General features: G+C 71.8%; 18 protein-coding genes. 9 read left to right on the forward strand and 9 right to left on the reverse strand.

Translation table 11 applies throughout. The annotated features are described in order from the left end of the window. Positions 1-37 precede the first annotated feature (37 nt). Positions 38-961: a methylenetetrahydrofolate reductase [NAD(P)H] gene (gene metF / locus SAVERM_RS31420; RefSeq protein WP_010987501.1), complete on the forward strand. Its 924-nt coding sequence runs from the start codon at positions 38-40 to the stop codon at positions 959-961. 56 nt (positions 962-1,017) lie between these two features. Beyond that, on the forward strand, positions 1,018-1,935 hold the full coding sequence (locus SAVERM_RS31425; RefSeq protein ID WP_010987502.1) for an SCO2102 family sporulation regulator: 918 nt from the start codon (positions 1,018-1,020) through the stop codon (positions 1,933-1,935). A gap of 101 nt (positions 1,936-2,036) precedes the next feature. Here the strand turns inward: SAVERM_RS31425 and SAVERM_RS31430 are convergent, their stop codons facing one another. From SAVERM_RS31430 to SAVERM_RS31450, 5 genes are all read right to left on the reverse strand, one after another. Next, the gene (locus SAVERM_RS31430; RefSeq protein WP_010987503.1) at positions 2,037-3,530 is read right to left on the reverse strand and encodes a phytoene desaturase family protein; all 1,494 of its coding nucleotides are present in this window, start codon (positions 3,528-3,530) and stop codon (positions 2,037-2,039) included. A 45-nt stretch (positions 3,531-3,575) separates the two neighbouring features. Further along, positions 3,576-4,187, reverse strand: coding sequence for a DUF4126 domain-containing protein (locus tag SAVERM_RS31435; RefSeq protein ID WP_037646756.1), 612 nt, complete (start codon positions 4,185-4,187; stop codon positions 3,576-3,578). Positions 4,188-4,592: 405 nt separating this feature from the next. Then, a complete protein-coding gene (locus tag SAVERM_RS31440; protein ID WP_037646907.1) occupies positions 4,593-5,237 on the reverse strand; it encodes a TetR/AcrR family transcriptional regulator in 645 nt (214 codons plus the stop codon). A 35-nt stretch (positions 5,238-5,272) separates the two neighbouring features. Further along, complete coding sequence (locus SAVERM_RS31445) at positions 5,273-7,357, reverse strand: YhgE/Pip domain-containing protein (RefSeq protein ID WP_010987506.1); 2,085 nt, start codon at positions 7,355-7,357, stop codon at positions 5,273-5,275. Next, positions 7,329-8,351, reverse strand: a complete 1,023-nt coding sequence (locus tag SAVERM_RS31450; protein WP_010987507.1) for an ATP-binding cassette domain-containing protein — start codon at positions 8,349-8,351, stop codon at positions 7,329-7,331. The genes SAVERM_RS31445 and SAVERM_RS31450 overlap by 29 nt, the downstream gene beginning before the upstream one ends. A gap of 180 nt (positions 8,352-8,531) precedes the next feature. On the opposite strand from SAVERM_RS31450, the gene SAVERM_RS31455 reads away from it, so the two are divergent. The 3 genes from SAVERM_RS31455 (at position 8,532) to SAVERM_RS31465 (ending at position 10,815) form a co-directional block, all read left to right on the forward strand. Continuing rightward, complete coding sequence (locus SAVERM_RS31455) at positions 8,532-9,080, forward strand: SAV_6107 family HEPN domain-containing protein (protein ID WP_010987508.1); 549 nt, start codon at positions 8,532-8,534, stop codon at positions 9,078-9,080. 296 nt (positions 9,081-9,376) lie between these two features. Then, the gene (locus SAVERM_RS31460) at positions 9,377-10,147 is read left to right on the forward strand and encodes a class I SAM-dependent methyltransferase (protein ID WP_010987509.1); all 771 of its coding nucleotides are present in this window, start codon (positions 9,377-9,379) and stop codon (positions 10,145-10,147) included. Between the two features lie 275 nt (positions 10,148-10,422). Next, positions 10,423-10,815, forward strand: coding sequence for a DUF3040 domain-containing protein (locus SAVERM_RS31465; protein ID WP_010987510.1), 393 nt, complete (start codon positions 10,423-10,425; stop codon positions 10,813-10,815). 389 nt (positions 10,816-11,204) lie between these two features. Here the strand turns inward: SAVERM_RS31465 and SAVERM_RS31470 are convergent, their stop codons facing one another. From SAVERM_RS31470 to SAVERM_RS31485, 4 genes are all read right to left on the reverse strand, one after another. Beyond that, positions 11,205-13,592 (reverse strand): transglutaminase TgpA family protein, encoded by a 2,388-nt coding sequence (locus SAVERM_RS31470; RefSeq protein WP_010987511.1) that lies wholly within the window; start codon positions 13,590-13,592, stop codon positions 11,205-11,207. Further along, the gene (locus tag SAVERM_RS31475) at positions 13,589-14,947 is read right to left on the reverse strand and encodes a DUF58 domain-containing protein (protein ID WP_037646761.1); all 1,359 of its coding nucleotides are present in this window, start codon (positions 14,945-14,947) and stop codon (positions 13,589-13,591) included. Before SAVERM_RS31475 ends, SAVERM_RS31470 begins: the two co-directional genes overlap by 4 nt. Then, on the reverse strand, positions 14,947-15,978 hold the full coding sequence (locus SAVERM_RS31480) for an AAA family ATPase (protein WP_010987513.1): 1,032 nt from the start codon (positions 15,976-15,978) through the stop codon (positions 14,947-14,949). Before SAVERM_RS31480 ends, SAVERM_RS31475 begins: the two co-directional genes overlap by 1 nt. 247 nt (positions 15,979-16,225) lie before the next feature. Further along, positions 16,226-16,774 carry a beta-class carbonic anhydrase gene (locus tag SAVERM_RS31485; protein ID WP_010987514.1) on the reverse strand — a complete coding sequence of 183 codons (549 nt, stop codon included), beginning with the start codon at positions 16,772-16,774 and terminating at the stop codon, positions 16,226-16,228. Positions 16,775-17,221: 447 nt separating this feature from the next. On the opposite strand from SAVERM_RS31485, the gene rsmH reads away from it, so the two are divergent. From rsmH to SAVERM_RS31505, 4 genes are read left to right on the forward strand one after another with little or no spacing between them, the layout of a single operon-like run. Next, positions 17,222-18,178: a 16S rRNA (cytosine(1402)-N(4))-methyltransferase RsmH gene (gene rsmH, locus SAVERM_RS31490; RefSeq protein ID WP_010987515.1), complete on the forward strand. Its 957-nt coding sequence runs from the start codon at positions 17,222-17,224 to the stop codon at positions 18,176-18,178. A 31-nt stretch (positions 18,179-18,209) separates the two neighbouring features. Next, on the forward strand, positions 18,210-18,716 hold the full coding sequence (gene ftsL, locus SAVERM_RS31495) for a cell division protein FtsL (RefSeq protein WP_078234553.1): 507 nt from the start codon (positions 18,210-18,212) through the stop codon (positions 18,714-18,716). A 5-nt stretch (positions 18,717-18,721) separates the two neighbouring features. Continuing rightward, positions 18,722-20,674 (forward strand): peptidoglycan D,D-transpeptidase FtsI family protein, encoded by a 1,953-nt coding sequence (locus SAVERM_RS31500; RefSeq protein ID WP_269966655.1) that lies wholly within the window; start codon positions 18,722-18,724, stop codon positions 20,672-20,674. 30 nt (positions 20,675-20,704) lie between these two features. Further along, on the forward strand, positions 20,705-22,360 hold the full coding sequence (locus SAVERM_RS31505) for a UDP-N-acetylmuramoyl-L-alanyl-D-glutamate--2,6-diaminopimelate ligase (RefSeq protein WP_167544204.1): 1,656 nt from the start codon (positions 20,705-20,707) through the stop codon (positions 22,358-22,360). The last annotated feature ends 4 nt before the right edge of the window (positions 22,361-22,364 follow it).

Here is a 22,364-nt window from a genome sequence, read left to right on the forward strand (position 1 = left end):
GGTTGGGGGACCGCCGGGCCCTGGCTAACCTGCGGGTATGGCCCTCGGAACCGCATCCACCAGGACTGATCGCGCACGCACTGTGCGTGACATGCTCGCGTCCGGCAAGACCACGTACTCGTTCGAGTTCTCGGCGCCGAAGACCCCCAAGGGCGAGCGGAACCTGTGGAGCGCGCTCAGGAGGGTCGAGGCGGTCGCCCCCGACTTCGTCTCCGTGACCTACGGGGCCGGCGGTTCCACCCGCGCGGGCACGGTCAAGGAGACCGAGCAGATCGTCGCCGACACGACGCTCACCCCGGTCGCGCACCTGACCGCGGTCAACCACTCCATCGCGGAGCTGCGCAACATCATCGGCCAGTACGCGGACGCCGGGATCCGCAACATGCTCGCCGTGCGCGGCGACCCGCCCGGCGACCCGATGGGCGAGTGGGTGCCGCACCCGAGGGGGCTGACGTACGCGGCCGAACTGGTGCGTCTCATCAAGGAGTCGGGCGACTTCTGCGTGGGAGTCGCGGCCTTCCCCGAAATGCATCCGCGCTCCGCCGACTGGGAAGCCGACGTCGAGCGCTTCGTCGACAAGTGCCGGGCCGGCGCCGACTACGCGATCACCCAGATGTTCTTCCACCCCGAGTCGTATCTGCGGCTGCGTGACCGCGTCGCCGCGGCCGGCTGCGAGACCCCGGTGATCCCCGAGATCATGCCGGTGACGAGTGTGAAGATGCTGGAACGGCTGCCACAGCTCAGCAACGCCGCGATCCCGTCCGTTCTGCAAGAGCGGATCCTCACAGCCAAAGACGATCCGGCGGCTGTACGCTCCATTGGCATCGAGTTCGCCACGGAGTTCTGCGCGAGGTTGCTGGCCGAGGGAGTCCCCGGACTTCACTTCATTACGCTGAACAACTCCACCGCGACGCTGGAGATCTACGAAAATCTGGGACTGCACCACCCACAGCAGGCCTAGACCGGTCGCATCGTCGTACGACACACTGCGTAGCGACCACAGGGATAGGGGCGTACATGGGCTGGACGGTCCTCTACATCGCGTTCGGCATCGTCGCGCTGTGGCTGCTGGGCGAGGTGCTGCTGCAGTACAAGGCGCGGCTGCGCTGGCGGCTGCTCGCCTTCGGCGGCTTCCTCGGCGTGGTGCTCGGTGTGCTGATCCCCTCCGTCATCGTCATCGGCCTGGGCGCTGCCGCGTTCGCGGTCGGACAGACGTACGTCACGCTTTCCTTCCGCCGCGGCTTCGCGGCCGGCTGGGCCGTCGGCAACCGCCCGCGCGAGAGCGGCGGCAGCAAGCGCCGCCGGGGCGAGGCAGCGCGTCAGGAGCCGACGCTGGAGGTCACCGACCTACAGCCGACGGCTGCCGGAACGTACCGCCGGGAGGAGGCGTACGACCCGGACCACGACGATGTGTTCACCCGCCCGCAGCCCGCCGAGGCCGCGGCCGAGAGCACCGCCGTGTACGAGCCCCAGCCCCTGCCCGACGACACCGGTTCGTACGGCGTCTACAGCGACGCCGCGTACGCGGCCGCGACGGACCCGTCCTACGCGGCCGCGGCCCAGACGCCGGACCAGAACTTCGCGTACGACGGCTACGCGGGCTACGACCAGCAGCAGTACGGCTACGACAACGGCCAGCAGCAGTACGCCGCCTACTCCGACCCGTACATCGGCACGCAGACCTACGGCGGCGGCTCCTACGACGCCTCGTACGGCGGCCAGCAGCAGTACGGTCAGCAGGCGTACGGCCAGGATTCCTACGCCACCGGCACCTATGGCGGCGAGACTCCGCCGGGTGGCGTCTGGGTGCCGCAGCAGCGCACCACCGACGACGCGTACGGCGGCGAACTCCCGCCCGAGCAGCCGTATCCGTACCAGGGGAACGGTGGCGGGGACGGCAACGCGCACGGGTACGACGAGCAGTACCGGTTCTGAGCCGGTCCCGGCTCAGAGCGGGCGGGAGCACGTGTGCCGAGGGCCCGGCGGTGACTGCCGCCGGGCCCTCGCGCGTGGTCCGACGCCTTACGGGGAGCCGGTCACTGTGAGCCCCGGAAGTCCGGTCCCTCCACGATCAGTCCGGCCACCAGCGCGCCCGACATGCCCGCGTGGGGGAGGCCGCCGCCGGGGTGGGACCAGCCGCCCACGGTGAACAGCCCGGGCATACGTGTGGTGTTCGCCGGGTGCAGCAGACGGCCGTCCGCCGCGGCGAGGGCCGGCGCCGGGATCGCGCCGCCGGGCGCACCGGTGGCCTGCGCGATGTCGTCCGGCGTACGGGTCTCGTGCCAGAGGAGGCGGTCGCGCAGGTCGGGTATCGCGCGCTCGGCGACCCCCAGGATCCGGTCCACGTCGGACTCGGTCACGCGCAGACCCGAGGGCGCCGGGAGGGTCAGGGTGACCGCCTCGTGCCCACCGTCGGGAACCAGCCCGGGGTCGTCGGGGCGCAGCACGGTCAGCGTGGGCGTCGCCGGGAGTCCCGCGGGCTCGCCGAAGAGCCGGTCCAACTCGCCCTGCCGGTCGGTGGTGTGGACGACCGTCCGGTGCGCGGTGCCCTCGGGGCGTGTGCCGCGCAGCGCCAGCAGCACCGTCAGCCGGCTCGGCACCCCGCGCCGCGGTCCGACATCGCCGTCACCCCGCACCGCCCTCCCGGCGGTGAGGCGGTCCAGGACGCCGGGTGCGACGCCCGCCACCACATGGTCCGCCTCCGCGACCGTCCCGTCGGCCAGCTCCAGCCCTGCCGCCCGGCCGTCCTTCTCGACGATCCCGGTGACCTCCGCGCCGAAGACGAACTCGACCTTCCGGGCCAGGCAGCGCTCGTGGACCGCGCGGGCCAACTCCCGTATCCCGCCGCGGACGTACCAGGTGCCGAAGGCGTGCTCCATGTACGGCAGCACCGCCGCGCTCGCCGGGGTGACCCGGGGGTCCAGGCCGTAGGCCAGCGCGTGGCTCTCCAGGAGCGAGGCGAGCCTGGGGTCGCGCAGCTCCCAGGCGCCGATGTCCGCGAGGGTGCCCGCCCGCCGGGTGCGCAGCAGCCGCTTGTGCGGCACCGCCGGATAGGGGTCGCGCTCGGCCAGCACCTCCCAGTTCGGCCACAGGGGCTCTTCCAGGAGCGGTCGGCGCGTCCGGTCCCAGGCCTCGCGGGCCCGGACCAGGAAGTCGCCCCAGCGTCCGCCGGCGCCCGCTCCGAGGGCCTCGTCGAGCGCGGTGACGACTCCCGCGCGTGAGGCGTTCGGCAGCGAGGCCGCGGTGCCGTCCGCGAAGACATGCCGCGACGACGGATCCACCTGGACCAGCTCGACGCACGCCTCCAGCGGCTCCTTGCCGGTCTTGACGAACAGGTCGCGGTGGACCGCGGGCAGCGGCAGCAGCCCCGGGCCCGTGTCGAAGCGGAAGCCGTCGCGTGCGAAGCGGCCCACCGCTCCGCCGTACGTCGCCGCGCGCTCGTACACCGCCACCCGGTGGCCCGCGACGGCCAGCCGGGCGGCAGCCGCCATCGCGCCCATCCCGGCGCCGATCACCGCAATCCGTGCCATGCCAGGGACTTTATCGGCCGCCACCGACAATCCCGTCCGGGGAGGTCAGCCGGGCGGTCCCAGCCGCCGCGCCAGCCGTCTCTCCTCCCGTCGCTGGGCCCTGCGCCTTAGGAACCGTCTGATCCGCGAGACGAGGAAGAACAGCGTCAGCAGCCCGAGGAGCAGCAGCACTCCGGCGATGACGGCGGCCGCCTCCGGATGGAACATCGCGAACGTGACGATCCCGCCGACCCCGAGATCCTCGGCCACGCTCATGATCACGTTGCTGAACGGCTCGGGCGAGGCGTTGATCGCCATGCGGGTCCCGGCCTTGACGGCATGGCTCGCCAGCGCGGTCGACCCGCCGATCGCGCCCGCCGCCACATCGGAGAGCGAGCCGCTCTGCCCGGCGAGCAGCGCGCCCACCCAGGCCCCGGCGGCCGGCCGGATCACGGTGTGCGCCGCGTCCCATGCCGAGTCCACGTACGGGATCTTGTCGGCGACCGCCTCGCACAGGAACAGAACCCCGGCGGTGATCAGGACCTCAGGGCGCTGAAGGGACTCGGGGACGTCGTCGCTCAGACCGGTCGCACCGAAGACGCCGAGGAGCAGCACCACCGCGTAGGCGTTGATGCCGCTGGCCCAGCCGCTGGTGAAGACCAGGGGGAGTACGGACACGGACGCGATCGTAACCAGTCGGCAACAGCACGGCCTGGGCATGAGTGCGTACGACTGAGTACCCGTACCCAGGGAGTGAGATGAGTACGCGCGCGGATGAGCTCCGACCTGCGTGAACGAGAGAGTGGAGACACGGAAAGGGGCGCGGCTCCGGTACCGCCGACACGGGGCGGCGGAACGGATCCCGCGCCCTTGGCCGCTCCTTCCGCCGACCTGTCGGCGGGAGCGAGACACAGGGGGACCCGGGAGAGACCACCTGGGGGACACAGCGGGGGAAGTACGGGGGAGCACGGGGAAAAGTACGGGGGAAGTACGGGGGAGCACGGCGAAGCGCCGGTTCGAGGTGGCCCGCGGGGGACGCGGCCACATCGAACCGGCGCTTTCGTGTGGGCCGGCGGCCCCAGGTCAGCGGCTGCCGCTGACGCGGCCCTGGAGCAGCCGGGACAGTGCCGCGTGGACATCGTCCAAGGAGCGTTCCGGCTGGAAGGACTGCCAGTCCAGGGCGGCCACCAGGACCATGCCGACCAGGGCGGCCGCCGTCAGCTGGATGTCGATCTCGTCGCTGAGCTCGCCGCCCGCCACGCCCTCGCGCAGCACGTCCTCGACGACCGCGACGGCCTCCTGCCTGACCACCATCAGGGTGGACTGCCATGCCCGGTTGGTACGCCACAGCTCGGCCACGTACAGCTGGGTGAAGGCCGGGTAGCGGTCGATGAAGACGAGTCCGGCCCGGATCATCGCGTCGAGGGCGTCGACCTTGCTGCCGCCCTCACGCGCGGTCTTCTCCGCCGCCTCGCGGAGGGAGGCGGTGAGGAGTCCCACGCCGTGCCGCAGCAACTCCTCGAAGAGGACGGACTTGCTTGCGAAGTTGTAGTAGACCGTGCCCTTCGCGACTCCGGCGCGCTCGGCGATCTCGTCCACCGTGGTGGCGGAGAACCCCTGCTCCGCGATGAGGGTGACGGCCGCCTCGTAGAGCTTCTGCCGGGTCGCCTCGCGACGGCCGCCGCCCGCCGTGGCGGTGCCGCCGTGCTTGGTCTTGCTGCTGTCCATGGCGTTGATTGTCACAGGAACAGTCGCTCGCACGGTCACAGGCTCAGCTCCGGGTGCAGCCGGTCGAGGGTCCACACCTGCTTGCGGCGCGCGGACAGGGCGGTGAGCGCGAGGGCGCCCGCGGTGAAGGCCACCAGCACGGCGCACGCCTGCCAGACGGGACCCAGACCGCCACCGGAGATGAGCCTGCGCAGGGCCTCGACGACGTAACTCATCGGCAGGAAGGGGTGGAGCGCGTTGAAGAAGCCCGGACTGGTCTGCACGGGGTAGGTGCCGCCCGCGGACGTCAGCTGGAGCATCAGGAGGGCGAGGACGAGGATCCGGCCCGCCGCTCCGAAGCGCGCGTTCAGCCACTGCACGATCGCCGCGAAGCACGCCGTCACCAGGAACAGGAAGCCCACCGTCCCGGCCGCCCGCGCCATCTCCAGGCCGATCGCCCAGTGCAGCACCGACATGAGGGCCGCGGTCTGCAGCACGCCCACGGCGGCCACCGGCAGCCAGCCCGCGAGGGCGATCCGCCAGGCCGAGGAGCCCGCCGCGAGCGCGCGCCGGTTGAGCGGCTGGATCAGCATGTACGCCACCATCGCGCCCACCCACAGGGAGAGCGGGATGAAGTACGGGGCGAAGCCGGTGCCGTAGTTGGGCGCGTTGTGCAGGTCCCTGGAGGCGAGCTGCACGGGGTCGGCCATGACCTGGGTGCGTGCGTCGCGGTCCTGCTTGTCGTAGTCGGGGATCTGGTCGGCGCCGTCGTGCAGGCCGCCGGCGAGCTTCCCGGAGCCGTCGACGAGCTTGTACATGCCCCCGGTGAGGTCGGTCGCGCCCGTCTGCAGCTTGCCGACGCCCGTGTCGAGGTCCGCCGCACCGGTCTTGGCCGTGCCGAGCCCGGTGTGCAGTGTTCCGGCGCCCTTGGCGACCTTGGCGGCCCCCTTGTTGAGGGCGTCGACCTTGGTGACGGCGTCGTCGAGGTCCTCGGAGAGATGCGGTGCCGCCTTGGCGAGGGCCCTGGCCTGGCGCTGAAGGGTCACCAGGTCCTTTTCGAGGGCGGTCATGTCGCCGTGGTAGTCCTGCACCACCGTGTTCACGTCCGCGGTGAGCCGCGCCGCGTCCGCCGCGGCGTCCTTCGCCTTCTTGAGGTCGTCGCACGCCGGGTCGGGCACGAGCTGGTTCTCGCAGCGCCTTTCGTAGACGCCGTTCAGCGTCTCGGACGCTTTACGGGTACCGCTCTCTGCCAGCGGGGCGGTGGTGACGAAGGCGTCGAGGTGCTTGCGGATGACGCCCGCGGAATCGGCCACCGTGGTCGCGGTGTCGGCGATCGTCCGGCCGTTGTTCTTCAAGAAGGGCCGCACCTGGTCCGCCGCGCCGCCGACCTTGTCGGCCAGCGCCTGCGTGCCGCCCGCGACCTGGCGTGCACCGTCCTGGAGGTCACCCGCGCCCGTGTCGAGCTTCTTGAGGCCGCTCGACAGCTTCCCGCTGCCCGCCTTGGCGTCCTTCAGGCCGTCGGCGAGGTCCTTGGAGCCCTTCTTGGCCTTGCCGATCCCCCCGGTGAGCTTGTCGGCGCCCTTCGCCGCCTTCTCGGTCTCCCCGTGGATGTCCGAGAAGGAGATGAAGATCTTGTCGAGGAACGAGCGGGACGCCTTCGTGGACGCGGCCGTGCGCACCTCGCTGAACACCGTCCGCGAGATCTGCCCGACGATGTAGTTGTTCGCGTCGTTCGTGCGCACCTGGAGAGCGCCCGTCTCGGGGGAGTCCCCGGAGCTGGAGGCGATCCGCTTGCTGAAGTCGGACGGCATGGTCAGCGACAGGTAGTACGTCCCGTCCTCCACGCCCTTCCTGGCCTCCGCGGCGCTCACCTCGTGCCACTGGAAGGTCTCGCTCTCGCGCAGTCCCTTGGTGATGTCGTCGCCCGCGGTGACCTTCTTGCCGGCGGCGGTCGCCCCCTGGTCGTCGTTCACGAGCGCCACGGGGATGCGGTCGAGCCGGCCGTACGGATCCCAGAACGACCACAAGTAGAGAGCGCCGTACAGCAGGGGCAGCAGCATGAGCGCGGCCAGCGCGGCGCGGGGCAGCTTGCCCCTGCCGAAGCGCCTGAGCTCAAGCGCGGCCAGCTTCGGGGAGCGCATCCGCCGTCTCCTTGTCGTTCGTCTCGAGCGTCTCGGGTGTCTTGGAGGCCGCGTGGGTCTCGTGGGTCTCGTGGGCGTCGGGGGTCCCGTGGGTGGGCTCGGCGGCCTGCCGGGTGGACACCACGACGGCACCCGCCGGGGCTTCGCTGCACACCGCCACGACCGTGGTCCCGGACTCGGTGAGCGAGGTCAGCAGGGTCCAGACCTCGGCCCGTTCGGCGTCCGAGAGCTTGAGGTCGGTGTCGTCGACGGCCAGCAGGCGCGGGCGGCCGATCAGGGCGAGAGCGATGGACAGCCGCAGGGCCTGAAGGCGTTCCAAGTCGCGTACGGCGGTCCGGGAGCCCTTGGGCAGCGCCTCCCGGTCGAGTCCGGCGGCGGCCAGCGCGGTGTCGATCCGCAGCTTCGCCTCCGTCGTGCGCTCCGCACGCGGCCGCAGCAGCCCGCGCAGCGAACCGCCGTAGCGTCGCTCCAGCAACGCCCGTTCGCCGAGGTGCTCCCCGACGGTCAGGGCCGGATCGAGGTCGGTGACGCCGGGGACATGGGCCGGCGCGCTGATCAGGCGTACGGCCGACATCTGCTTCGGCAGTCGGAGGGAGCCGACCGTGGCGTGCCCCTCGGTGGGCTTCATGCGTCCGGTGAGCGCCAGCAGCAGGCAGGTCCGGCCGGACCCGGAGGGCCCCTCGACGGCGATCAGCGAACCGGGCGCGGCGTCGAAGCCGACGCCGCGGAAGGCCCAGCCGCGCGGCCCCTTCAGCCCGAAGTTCTCGGCGCCGACGGCGATCCCGACGGGTGCCCTTGGCCCGTCGAGGCCGCCTTGTGTGTCCGCCTGTGTGTCCGCCTGTGTGTCCGTTCGTGCGTCCGCGTCTGCGTCCGCCTGCGTGTCCCGCTGGGTGTCTGCCGGCCTGTTCTCCCGCATGTCCCCCTCCACGCCCCCTTCCACGTCCCCCGTCACGTCCCCGGCCACGTACCCTCCATGCCCCCTTTGATCCGCCATCGCTGCCCTGCGGCGGCGGTCTGGTCGGGGGCCCCATTTTTGAACTGACTGGTCAGTGCAAAAACTACCCCGAACCCTTGAGCGATGCAAAAGCCCAGGTCAGATCGGATTGTCAGTGGCATACCTCACGATGGGCACATACGGCCACAGTGCCGTCACGCAGACGACAGGAGGTTCGTCATGGCCAGCTCCAACGCAGCCGCCGCCCGTCGGCGCCGCGCCCCCGGCCCTGCACCCTCACTGACCGGCCAGGCGGGCGATGTGCACCCCGTGCTGCGCCGGGCCACGGCCCCGCCCGCCGCCCTCGACCTGCTTGCCCAGGCCCGCGCCGGTCTCGAAGAGGCGACCGGCCTCGACATGGCCAACGAGCGGTATGCCACGGCGCATCTGGCAGCCCTGCGCACCGCTGCCGCCGTACTCGCGGCGCGGGCGCGACCGGAGCCGAACGCGCGACGCCGCGCCAGGATCCGGAGCGCCTGGGAAGTGCTCCCCGAGATAGCGCCGGAACTCAGCGAGTGGAGCGCGCTGTTCGCCTCGGGGGCGGGCCGCCGCGCCCGCGCCGAGGCCGGCATCCAGGGCGCGGCGAGCAACCGCGACGCCGACGACCTGATACGCGACGTGGCGATGTTCCTCCGCCTCGTCGAGCGGATGCTCGTCCTCCAGCCGGTCCTGCCCCAGCCACGCCAGGACGACGACCGGGGTGACCGGGAGGTGCCGGACGCGGGGTGAACCCGGACGCGGGGTGAACCCGGGCCGGGCCGGTGGCGTACCGGCCCGGCGGCGTACCGGCCCGGTTCGGGACGGGGTGACGCACGGCGCGCGGCCCGCCGTGCGGGGTAACCGAACGGCGCACGAATGACGCGCGGTCCGCCGGGTGGTTCGCTGCGTGGACGGGGGCGCTGGGCACCCGGCCGGAGGCAATAGGGTGGAGGCGCCTGAAGCCTTCCGCCTGGTACCGAGGTCGGAAGGCACCCCGAATCGCTCCGCCGTACAGAAGGCGGTGCCGCGCCGAGGAGTCAACTGCCGTGTCGGACCCGATGCGCCCCCGCGCTTCTCTCCGTACCGCCGTGGTCTGGGAGGTCCTCAAGGACGCCCTCGACCGCCGCGTCAAGGCCACGGGGCGGGACGCGCTCGACGTCCTCGACACCGGAGGCGGCAGCGGCAACTTCGCGGTGCCCGCGGCCCGCCTCGGCCACCGCGTCACCGTCGTCGACCCCAGCCCCAACGCGCTGTTCGCGCTGGAGCGCCGGGCTGCCGAGGCCGGCGTCGCCGACCGCGTGAAGGGCGTTCAGGGCGACGCCCACGGCCTCTTCGACGTGGTCGAGCGCGGCGGCTACGACGCGGTGCTCTGCCACGGCGTCCTGGAGTACGTGGACGATCCCGCGGAGGGCGTCCGCAACGCGGTGGCCGCGCTGCGTCCCGAGGGTGTCCTCAGCCTGCTGGCCGCCGGACTCGGCGGAGCCGTGCTCGCACGCGCCCTCGCCGGGCACTTCAAGGAGGCCAAACAGGCGCTGGAGGACCCGAACGGCCGCTGGGGCGAGGGTGACCCCGTGCCGCACCGCTTCACCGTCGAGCAACTGACCGCTCTCGTCGAGGGCGCGGGCCTGCGGGTCGGGGCCGTGCACGGCGTCCGGGTCTTCGCGGACCTGGTCCCCGGCGTCCTCGTGGACACCGAGCCGGGAGCCCTGGACGCACTGCTCAAGCTGGAGGAGGCGGCGGCCGAGTTCCCCGCGTTCCACTCCGTGGCCACACAGCTCCACGTACTGGGTGAGACGCAGGCGGCGGCCGACGCCTGAGCCGCCTCCCTGACGCGTCGCTGATCAGGGCCTTGGCGGCAGATGGAGTACGCCACAGGCCCCCCGATCGGGCGGTGCGCGCCGTATGATCGGGGGAGACCGTCCGGCATGACGGGTCGGCCGCTGGGGAATGCAAGCTTCAGCGAGTCGGAACCCGTCATGGCGGTTTCGGTTGGCCAATTGGCGTAGAGGGGCGGGTTTCAAGGGGGCGATTCCCTGCCTATCCTGAAGGGGACCCCCAGTCGCCCCGGCGACTGCACGATGAGGAGGACTCCGTGCCGCTCTCGGAGCACGAGCAGCGAATGCTCGAGCAGATGGAGCGAGCGCTGTACGCCGAAGATCCCAAGTTCGCGACAGCGCTTGAGGGAAGCGGGCTGCGTACGTACACCCGGCGACGGGTTTACCAGGCGGTCGCGGGCTTCCTGGTGGGTATCGCGCTCCTCATGGCCGGAATGGTCGCACAGCAGATCTGGATCAGTGTGGTGGGGTTCCTCGTCATGCTGGGCTGTGCGGTGCTCGCCGTCACCGGTTGGCGCAAGGCCCCCAAGCCGGGTGAGCAGTCGGCCGCCGGTGCGCCCGGGGCCCGCCGACAGCCGCGCCGGCGCCGCTCCATGATGGACCGCATCGAACAGCGCTGGCAGCGCCGTCGCGACGAGCAAGGCCACTAGGCCCTCCGGGCGGCAGTCGAAGACATGCGTAAGGGGTGACCACCCACAGCAGGTGGTCACCCCTTACGCACGCCCTGAGCCGACCTCCAACGGCCCCCCGCACGGTCCCTGCCGCAGCCGCAGCCGCAGCCGCAGCCGCAGCCGCAGCCATAGCCGGGGCACCGCAGCAGCCACATCCCCGCAGCCTCACCAGTCCTCCGCAGTTTCCGCGGGCCCGGGGTGCCGGCGGAGCCCCACAGCCAGCCCAACAGCCAACGCCGCCCCCCGCCCCGGCCACCCACGCGAACGCCCCGCCCGCCGGGCGAACCCGGGCGGACGGGGCGTCTGACATGAGCCGGTTCAAACGGCCGTGCCAATCGGCAGTGCCAGTCAGCCGTTCAGCCAGCCGTTCAACCGTTCTGGCTCGACGGCCGTCTCGGCAGGGTCGGCCGACGGGCCGCCAGGTTCGTCCTCAGCGCCGTCCAGCGGTCGGACACCGCCCAGGCCATCCGGACAGCTGAACGCGGCGCCAGCAGAGCACGCAGGCGTGTCGGGCGGCTCACCGTGGAGTTCAGGGCACTCCCGACGAGGCGGGCGTCCTCCGCCAGCCCCGCCGTCGGGCGGGGGCGCGGCGCGTACAGAACCTGTTCCACCGCCGCCGCCAGCCGGTGCACCGCTGCCGCGGCCGCGGGATCCAGATGACCGAGACGGGCGATCCGGGCCGCGGCCTTGCGCGGTGTCTGGGACTCGTCCGGCGCGATCCCGTGGTCCCACGCCGTATCGGTCACCTCCTGCCAGGCCGCCAGGGCGTGGGCCGCCGCACTCTCCTCCGTACGGCCGTGCGTACCGAGCCGTACGGCCCGCACCCGCATCCGCCACAGCATCGGCAGGAACGGCAGCACCAGCACCACGAGCCCCACCAGGGTCCACAGCAGGATCCCGTACCACGGCGGACCGGCGTCGCCCGAGCCCGCCACGGCCTGCGCCGACTGGCTCGGGCACGCCTCCAGCTTCCGCTCCTGGGCCGAGCAGCTCGCACTCGCCGACGGCGCGGCCGACGGTGCGGCGGACGCCGACCGCGTCGGCTTCGGCACATCGGGACTGTCACCGGACGGGGTGTCCGACTGCGTGTACGTCGGCGTCGTCCCCCGGTTCGGGGTCGGCTCGAAGCGGGTCCAGCCCACGCCCTCGAAGTACAGCTCGGGCCAGGCGTGCGCGTCCCGCAGCCCCACCGACATCGAGCCGTCCGCCTGCGGCGAGCCCGGAGTGAAGCCCACCGCGACCCGGGCCGGTATCCCCAGCGTCCGCGCCATCGCGGCCATCGCGAAGGAGAAGTGGACGCAGAAGCCCTGCTTCTGCTTCAGGAACCGGGCGATCGCCGCGGAGCCGCTGCCCGCCTGCACCTGGGTGTCGTACGTGAACCCGCCGTTCACGGCGAAGTAGTCCTGGAGCTTGACCGCCTGCTCGTAGTGGTTCGCCGAGCCGTCCGTGACCTCGCGTGCCGTCCTGGCCACCACGGCCGGCAGCGAGTCGGGCACCTTGGTGAACTCGCGCTTCAGCGCCGCCGGCGGCTCGGGTGACAGGGCGAGCTGTTCCGCGGTCGGCTGCACGATCAGGCTCTTGACCGTGTACTGCGCACCCCGGGTGTTCTGGCCGTGGTCGCCGACGAGCGTGCGCCCGATCGGCTCGTACCGCCACTTGCCCTTGATCTGCACACCGGTCGCGGGGTACGGCATCGGCAGCCAGTCCTGCGCGTACCAGTCCGCCGCCGAGACACGGGTCTCGATCTCGGTCCGCCGTATGTCGGTGCCGAGCCCGATCGGCGTCTGGAAGGTGTCCGGCACCCCGACGATGTGCCGCTGGGCCGGCTTCCAGGACGTGCCGTCGAAGTCGTCCAGGGAGACGATCCGCAGATACATGTCCCGGGTGTTCTCGGTGTTGGTGCGGTACGACATGACCTGGCGGTCCTGATCCACGTTCAGACTGTCGCGCAGCGACACCAGCGGGTTCACCGCGGAGATCGTGCCGCCGTCGCCGGTCCCGGCGCCCACGCCGGTCCTGGCACCGTCCAGCAGCCCGCCGTCGAGCGCGGGCAGGCCGAGCGGCACGATCAGGGCGACGCCCAGCGCGACCGCGCCGATGCGCCGGCCGGTGCGCACGGGTGCCACGGCGCCGCCGGAGTCGGTGCCCGGCGCCCGGGCCGCGCCGCCGAAGACGCGCCCCCACTGGGAGAGGCGGTCGCGGCCCTCGGCCAGCAGCAGCATCAGATAGCCCGCGGCCGCGACCACGAACCACAGCCAGTCGGCCGCGCCGTCGGACAGCCCCGCGGCCACCGAGTACAGGGCGAGCAGCGGCAGTCCGGCCGGGGCCGCGGTGCGGAACGTCACCGCCAGCGCGTCGACCGCGAGCCCGATCACCAGGACGCCGCCGACCATCATCAGCCGGATCCCGGGAGACAGCGGCGCGGGTATCGCGTAACGCCCGACATCGTCCGTGCCCGACTGGAGCAACTCCCCGAAGCGTTGGAAGACGTCCGGCCCGGGGATGAAGCCGGCGAGGGCCTGTTCCCGGGCGAACGTCAGGGTCAGCAGCAGCAGGGTGACCAGCACCTGGCAGGCGATGGTCAGCGGCCGGGCCAGTGGGACCCGCCGGGTCAGCGCCCCGACCCCGGTCTGCACCGCCACCAGGAACGCCGCCTGGAAGAGCCAGGTCGGCGGATCGACCAGCGGCAGCAGCGCGCACGATGCCATCAGCGTCGCCGCCGCGGCACACAGCGCCAGGCGGGCGCGCCCGCTCATGACCGTCCCTCCGTACCGCTTCCGGCGCCGATGCCCATGCGCTGTCGGTCCGCCTGGCGCCACAGGTCGGCGAGTCCGGCTCCCCGTGGCACCTTCAGCGCCGTCCAGCCCGCCTCGCGCAGCATCCGCAGCCGCTCCTCGCTCTTGTCCAAGGGGCCCGGCACATCGGCCGCCTCGCGCACCCAGCTCTCACTGTCCAGCAGGAACGCCACCGCCCCACCGCTGCGCGGGCGCATCTTGGCGACCACCGTGGCCTGTTCCTCGTCGAGGTCGCCGAAGAAGGCGACCAGCAGGCCCTCGTTGCCCCCGCGCAGCACGTCGTAGGCGTGGGACAGGCCCGTGCCGTCCGAGTGGTCGATCACCGCGAGGGTGTCCATCATCAGTCCGGCCGCGTCGGCCGACTCCTGGCTCGCGCCCGCGAACCCGTCGGCCCCCTCGGCGGGCACCGAACTGCCGGTGTCCGTCAGCAGCCGCACCGAGAAGCCCCGTTCGAGCATGTGCACCAGCGTGGACGCCGCACCCGAGACCGCCCATTCGAACGCCGAGTCCGGGCCCGCGCCCTGGAAGGCGAGGCCCCTGGTGTCGAGGAACACCGTGCAGCGGGACCGCTGCGGCTGCTCCTCACGGCGGACCATCAGCTCGCCGTAGCGCGCGGTCAGCCGCCAGTGGACCCGGCGCAGATCGTCACCGTGCCGGTACCCGCGCGGGATCACGTCGTCCTCGCCCGCCAGCGCCAGTGCGCGCTGCCGCCCGTCGCCGTACCCCTTCGCCTCGCCGCTCAGCCGTACAGGCGGCAGCGGCTCCACGCGCGGGATGACCGTCAGGGTGTCGTACGTCGAGAAGGAGCGGGTCAGCTCGCACATGCCGAACGGGTCGGTGAGCCGCAGCTGGAGCGGGCCCAGCGGGTAGCGGCCGCGCAGATCGGAGCGCACGCGGTAGGACACCTCGCGGCGCCCGCCCGCCTCCACCCGGTCCAGGACGAACCGGGGGCGCGGCCCGAGCACGTACGGCACCCGGTCCTGGAGCATCAGCAGTCCGGTGGGCAGCCGCGAGACGTTGTCCATCCGCAGATGGACCCGGGCCTCGGAACCGGCGGGCACGCGCCCCGGGGACAGCCGGCGGCTGCCCGCGACCCGGTAGCGCGTGCGGTACAGCACGGTCGCGCACACCAGCGGCAGCACGGCCAGCAGCAGACCGACCCGGAGCAGATCGCTCTGCCCCAGGACGTAGGCGCAGATGGCGGCAGCGATGCCGGCGGCCAGGAAGGAGCGCCCGCGCGTGGTGAGACCGGCGAGGGCCGTGCGCAGCCCGCCCTTGTCCTCCTCGGGGGTGGGGGCCGGCGCCCCTTGCGTCATCACAGCCTCCGGGGTGGCTGCTGGCCGAAGGCGCCACGGCCCGTGGTGAAGCCCGCCTGCTGCTGGGGCGTCGCCGGCACGGCGGTGCGCTGAAGGATCTCCTGGACGACCTGTTCCGCCGTACGACGGTTCAGCTGGGCCTGAGCGGTGGGCAGCAGGCGGTGGGCCAGGACGGCCACGGCGAGCGCCTGTACGTCGTCCGGCAGGGCGTACTCCCGGCCGCTGAGCGCGGCGGACGCCTTCGCCGCGCGCAGCAGGTGCAGCGTGGCCCGCGGCGAGGCGCCGAGTCTCAGGTCGGGGTGGGTGCGCGTGGCCGCGACCAGGTCCACCGCGTACCTGCGGACCGACTCGGCGACATGGACCGAGCGCACCGCGTCGACCAGCTTCACGATCTCGTGCGCGTGCGCCACCGGCTGGAGGTCGTCCAGCGGGTTCACCCCGCCGTGGATGTCGAGCATCTCCAGCTCGGCCTCGGCGCTCGGATAGCCGATGGAGACCCGGGCCATGAAGCGGTCGCGCTGGGCCTCCGGAAGCGGGTAGGTGCCCTCCATCTCGACCGGGTTCTGCGTGGCCACCACCATGAACGGGCTCGGCAGCTCATAGGTGTGCCCGTCGATCGTGACCTGGCGTTCCTCCATCGACTCCAGGAGCGCGGACTGCGTCTTGGGCGAGGCGCGGTTGATCTCGTCGCCGATCACGATCTGCGCGAAGATCGCGCCCGGCTTGAACTCGAATTCCCGGCGCTGCTGGTCCCAGATGGACACACCCGTGATGTCCGAGGGCAGCAGGTCGGGCGTGAACTGGATACGCCGCACCGAGCAGTCGATGGACCGCGCCAGTGCCTTGGCGAGCATGGTCTTGCCGACGCCCGGGACATCCTCGATCAGAAGATGTCCCTCGGCGAGCAGCACGGTCAGCGAAAGCCGTACGACCTCTGGCTTGCCTTCGATCACTCCTTCCACCGAACTGCGGACGCGCTCCACAGTGGCGGTCAGATCTGTAAGGCTCGCTCGATCGTCATAGGTCGTCACCCGGCCCTCCTCGGCCCGTTCTTTCTCCGGGCCGACGCTCTGCGATGCGGACCGGCCCACCCCGAAACACGGACACCACGCGCATAGTTCCGCGTGACGTCACACCCGCATTCTTGTTGCCGTTACCGGTTCGTGTCACTCGCCTGTGGATAACTGGCCGCGATATGCCGGACTTACGACCTATTGCAATGCCGGGACCGGGGCTTTTTCCGTGACGAGAGTGCCCTGTGGGGCGCCGGCAGGACGGCTAGGCGGGGTCGATCTCGCGCAGCCGGCCCGTTTTCACGTCGAAGACGAAGCCGCGCACGTCGTCGGTGTGCAGCAGGAACGGGGAGGTCCGTACGCGCTGCATGGACTGCCGAACGTCCTGTTCGACGTCCCGGAAGGCCTCGACCGCCCAGGCCGGACGCTGTCCGACCTCCATCTCCAGCTCGTGCCGGAAGTCCTCGGTGAGGGACTCCAGACCGCAGCCGGTGTGGTGGATGAGGACCACGCTGCGGGTGCCGAGCGCCCGCTGGCTGATGGTGAGGGAGCGGATCACGTCGTCGGTGACCACACCGCCCGCGTTGCGGATGGTGTGGCAGTCGCCCAGTTCCAGGCCGAGCGCGGCATGCAGGTCGAGCCGGGCGTCCATGCAGGCGACCACGGCGACGTGCAGGACGGGGCGCGCGTCCATGCCGGGGTCGGAGAACGCGGCGGCGTACCGCTGGTTCGCGTCGATCAGGCGGTCGGTCACGGTGCCGTCGGTGGATATGGCGTCTTCGGGTTCAGTGGGAACGGATGCGGAAGTCGTCATACCTATGACGGTACTGGTCACCTGCGGTCGGGGCGCGCTGTGAGTGGGGACAAAGAACGCCATCGTGACGTGTTGTGAGGTAACCCACACGAGGGGTTGCTCAGTGCCCGTATGGGTGATTGCCATGGATTTGCGGCTTCGCCGGGGCGGGGGTACGCGACGCGCAGGCCGGTTGATTGACCGGAAGACAGGGTGGACTAAAGTGACGCGAAGTGGGAGGCGAGGCGCTCTCCCTGCGGATTGTTCACCCCAGGAGACCTCGGCCATGTGCCGGAATCTCCCCGCGTGCGCGGCGCGTACGTACGGCTCGGCCTCCTCCCGCTCCGGTCCGCTGACGCTTCCGGCGCCGGCAGGCCTCCCCGTCACCGGGGGCACCTCCCAGCGTCAGCCGGGGGAGGGCGGGGACCCGGCGGTGCGTGCGCCCCGCGCCGGACCTGAGAGGGCCCCTTGAGCCAGAGTCGACACGTCCCGGTCATGCTCCAGCGGTGCCTGGACATGCTGGCCCCGGCCCTCACCGAGCCAGGAGCCGTCGTCGTCGACTGCACCCTTGGTCTCGGCGGCCACAGCGAGGCGCTGCTGACGCAGTTCCCCGAAGCCCGGCTCGTCGCCCTGGACCGGGACAAGGAGGCGCTGCGCCTGTCCGGTGAGCGGCTCGCCCCCTTCGGTGACCGCGCCACCCTGGTGCACGCGGTCTACGACGAGCTGCCCGACGTACTCGACCGGCTGGGCGTGCCCCGCGTCCAGGGCGTCCTGTTCGATCTCGGCGTCTCCTCCATGCAACTCGACGAGGCCGACCGCGGCTTCGCCTACGCCCAGGACGCCCCCCTCGACATGCGCATGGACCAGACGACCGGCATCAGCGCCGCCGAGGTCCTCAACACCTACCCGCCGGGCGAGATCGTCCGGATCCTGCGGGCGTACGGCGAGGAGAAGCAGGCCAAGCGGATCGTCTCGGCCATCGTGCGCGAGCGCGAGAAGGAGCCGTTCAGCAACAGCGCGCGGCTGGTGGAACTGATCCGTGACTCGCTCCCGCAGGCCGCCAAGCGCACCGGCGGCAACCCCGCCAAGCGCACCTTCCAGGCCCTGCGCATCGAGGTCAACGGTGAGCTGTCCGTCCTGGAGAGGGCGATTCCCGCGGCCGTGAAGGCGCTCGCCGTCGGCGGCAGGATCGCCGTCCTGTCGTACCACTCGCTCGAAGACCGCCTGGTGAAGCAGGTGTTCGCGGCCGGTGCCGCCACCACCGCGCCGCCCGGTCTGCCGGTGGTCCCCGAGCGCTACCAGCCCCGGCTCAAGCTCCTCACGCGTGGTGCCGAACTTCCCACCGAGGAAGAGATCGCCGAGAACCGGCGGGCCGCCCCGGCGCGGCTGCGCGGCGCGCAGCGCATCCGCGAGGACGCCGAGTGAGTCGTACGACATGAGACGAAGGGGAGGGCGCGTGAGCGGGAAACCTCAACTGAAGGGCCGGGCCGCGCGGCTCGCGCGGCTCTTCCCGGCCGGCGCGGGACAGGCCGCCCGCGCCCCCTTCGTCCTGCTGGTCGTCCTGCTGCTCGGCGGCGGACTCATCGGCCTCCTGGTACTGAACTCCGCGCTCAGTGAGGGCTCGTTCAAGCTCGACGACCTCCAGAAGGAGACGAAGAGCCTCACCGACGAGGAGCAGGCGCTCCAGCGGGACGTGGACGCCTACTCCGCCCCCGACGCCCTCCAGCGCCGCGCCCGCGAACTCGGCATGGTCCCCGGCGGCGACCCGGCCTTCCTCGATCCCGACGGCACCGTCAAGGGCGTCCCCCGAGCCGCCGGGCAGTCCTCGCTGCGGACCTCGGCGGTGCGCCCGCCCGAGGTCCTCTCCCCGTACCCGGCGCCGCCGCCCGCGCAGTCGCACCCCCTCGGCGCACCCGCCACGACCACCCAGCCCGCACTCCCCTCCTCGACTACCGGCAGGTGACGGAAGTGTCCGACAGGGAACCGCCGCGCCGCCGCGTGCCCGGACCCGCCAGGCCCGTACGCCCCGGCAACCAGCGCCGACCCGGCCCGGGCGCCCGCCCCGCGCGCCGCCCCGCCCCGTCCCGCGGCCCCGCCCCGCGCACGATCCGGCTCGGCAGCCCCCGGCCCCGGCTGCGCATGGTCAGCCTGGCGCTCACCCTGGTGATGATCGCCTTCGTCGTACGGCTGCTCCAGGTGCAGGCCGTCGACGCGAGCACGTATGCCGCCAAGGCCGACAAGAACCGGTACGTCGGCCATGTCCTGACCGCCGAGCGCGGCGGCATCACCGACCGCGGGGGAGTGGCGCTCGCGATCAGCGTGGACGCCAACGACATCACGGCCGACCCCACGATGTTCACCCGCAAGCAGCTCAAGATCGACGACGGTCCCGAGCAGGCCGCCGCGCTCCTCGCGCCGATCCTCGGCCAGGACCAGGCGACGCTCACCGAGAAGCTCAGGACCAGCAACACGCAGTACGTCCTGCTCGCCCGCCGTCAGACCCCCCAGGTCTGGAAGCAGATCAAGGACCTGAAGACCGCCCTCACCAAAAAGGCCGAGAGCGACGGGAGCACCGTGAACGTCCTCGCGGGCGTCTTCCAGGACCCCAGCAGCAAGCGCGTCTATCCGAACGGCGACCTCGCCGCCGGGATACTGGGCTGGGTCAACGCCGAGGGCAAGGGCGGAGGCGGGATCGAGCAGCAGCTGAACAAGGAGCTCACCGGCAAGGACGGCAAGATCCGCTACGCCCAGTCCGGCGGCCGTCTGGTGCCCACCGCGGGCTCCACCGAGACCCCCGCCGTGGCCGGCTCCGACGTCGAGCTGACCATCGACCGCGACATCCAGTGGGCCGCGCAGAACGCCATCACCGAGCAGGTGGAGAAGTCCGGGGCGGACCGCGGCTACGTGATGGTGCAGGACACCAGGACCGGCGAGATCCTGGCCATGGCCAACTCGCCCGGCTTCGACCCCAACGACCTGTCCAAGGCCAGCTCGGCGGCCCTCGGCAACGCGGCCCTCCAGGACGCGTACGAGCCCGGCTCCACCGCCAAGGTCATGTCCATGGCCGCCGTGCTGGAGGAGAACGTCGCCACACCCGAGACACATGTCGTCGTGCCCAACCGGCTGCACCGCGGCGACCGGCTCTTCCAGGACGACATCGACCACCCGACCTGGAACCTGACGCTCAACGGCGTGCTCGCCAAGTCCAGCAACATCGGCACCATCCTGGCGGCGGGACAGCTCGGCAAGACGCAGAAGCAGGCCAACGAGGTCCTGTACTCGTACATGCGCAAGTTCGGCATCGGCCTCCCCACCGGGCTCGGCTTCCCGGGCGAGACCTCCGGCATCCTCGCGCCGGCCGCCAAGTGGTCGACCTCGCAGCAGTACACGATTCCTTTCGGCCAGGGCGTGTCGATCAACGCGATGCAGGCGGCCTCCGTCTACTCGACGATCGCCAACGGCGGCGTACGCGTCGAGCCGACACTGGTGCGCGGCACCAAGGGGCCCGACGGACGCTTCACTCCGGCGCCCCGGCCCAAGAAGACCAGGGTCGTGAGCGAGAAGACGGCGAAGACCCTCGCCCAGATGCTGGAGTCCGTCGTGGACGACGAGGAGGGCACCGGCGCCAAGGCCCGTATCCCGGGCTACCGGGTGGCGGGCAAGACCGGTACGGCCAACCGCGTGGATCCGGCCACCGGCAAGTACCACGGCTACACCTCGTCGTTCGCCGGATTCGCACCCGCCGACAACCCCCGGATCACCGTCTACTGCGCCATCCAGAACGCCACCCAGGGCAGCTACTTCGGCGGCCAGATCTGCGGTCCCATCTACAAACAGGTCATGGAATTCGCCCTCAAGACCCTCCAGGTCCCGCCCACCGGGGCCGGGGCCGCCCATCTGCCCGTCACCTTCACACCGTGAGCGGCACGGAAACAGACCAGGAACCAGCTCGTGACAACGATCACCCCCGGGCCCGGGAACCAGGGCTCGCCACGCCCCTCACTTCGCTCCGCCGGGGGTGCGCCCGGTACGCTCACCGCCGTGCCACACGCTGATCAGTCCCAAACCACCCAAAAAGGCGCTCCTGTGACATATCCAGGGCCGCCCCGACCGGCTCATGTCTCCGCCACACCCCTCGCGGAACTGGCCGGTCAGATGGGTGCCGCCACGCCGGAGCGCGACGCCGAGGTCACGGGGATCACCCACGACTCGCGCGCCGTCCGCCCCGGCGACCTGTACGCCGCCCTGCCCGGCGCCCGCCTGCACGGCGCCGACTTCGTGACCCAGGCGGCCGGCCTGGGCGCCGTGGCCGTGCTCACCGACCCGACGGGCGCCGATCGTGCCGCCGCCACCGGTCTGCCCGTGCTGGTCGTCGACGACCCGCGTGGCCGGATGGGCGAGCTGGCGGCCACGATCTACGGCCACCCGGGGCGCGACCTGCTCCAGATCGGCATCACCGGCACCTCCGGCAAGACCACGACCGCCTACCTCATCGAGGGCGGTCTGAGGACGGTCCGCAGCACCGGGCTGATCGGCACCGTCGAGATGCGCATCGGCGACGAGCGCATCAAGTCCGAGCGCACCACCCCCGAAGCCACCGACCTCCAGGCCCTGTTCGCGGTCATGCGTGAGCGCGGGGTCGACGCGGTCGCCATGGAGGTCTCCAGCCACGCGCTGGTCCTCGGCCGGGTCGACGGCTGCGTCTTCGACATCGCCGTCTTCAACAACCTCAGCCCGGAACACATGGAGTTCCACTCCGACATGGAGGACTACTTCCGGGCCAAGGCGCAGCTGTTCACCCCGCAACGCAGCAAACTCGGTGTGGTCAACTTCGACGACGAGTACGGCCGCAGGCTGGTCGAGGAAGCCGGCGTCCCGATCGTCACCTTCTCCGCCGAGGGCCATCCCGACGCCGACTGGCGCGCCCAGGACGTCGAAGTCGGCCCCATGGACTCGACGTTCACCGTGATCGGCCCCAAGGAGGAGCGGATCACGGCCAGGTCGCCGCTCGCCGGGCCCTTCAACGTGGCGAACACCCTCGCCGCGATCGTCGCCCTCGCCGCGGCCGGGCTCGACCCGCAGGCCGCCGCCGACGGCATCGCCGCGGTGCCGGGCGTGCCGGGCCGCCTGGAGCGCGTGGACGTGGGCCAGCCGTACCTCGCGGTCGTCGACTACGCCCACAAGACCGACGCCGTCGAATCGGTGCTGCGCGCCCTGCGCAAGGTCACCGAGGGCAAACTGCACATCGTGCTCGGCTGCGGCGGCGACCGGGACAGAACGAAGCGGATGCCGATGGGCGCCGCCGCGGCCCGGCTCGCCGACACCGCCGTACTGACATCGGACAACCCCCGCTCGGAGGACCCCCTCGCGATCCTCGCCACGATGCTGGCGGGCGCCGCCGAGGTGCCCTCGCACGAGCGCGGCGAGGTCCAGGTCTTCGAGAACCGGGCGGCCGCCATCGCGGCCGTCGTCGCCCGCGCACGGCCGGGCGACACCGTGCTGGTCGCGGGCAAGGGGCATGAGCAGGGCCAGGACATCGCCGGTGTGGTGCGTCCCTTCGACGACCGCCTGGTGCTACGCGAAGCTATCCAGCAGACCCAGGGATGAACTT

The organism is Streptomyces avermitilis MA-4680 = NBRC 14893 (genome assembly GCF_000009765.2).
Taxonomy (GTDB): domain Bacteria; phylum Actinomycetota; class Actinomycetes; order Streptomycetales; family Streptomycetaceae; genus Streptomyces; species Streptomyces avermitilis.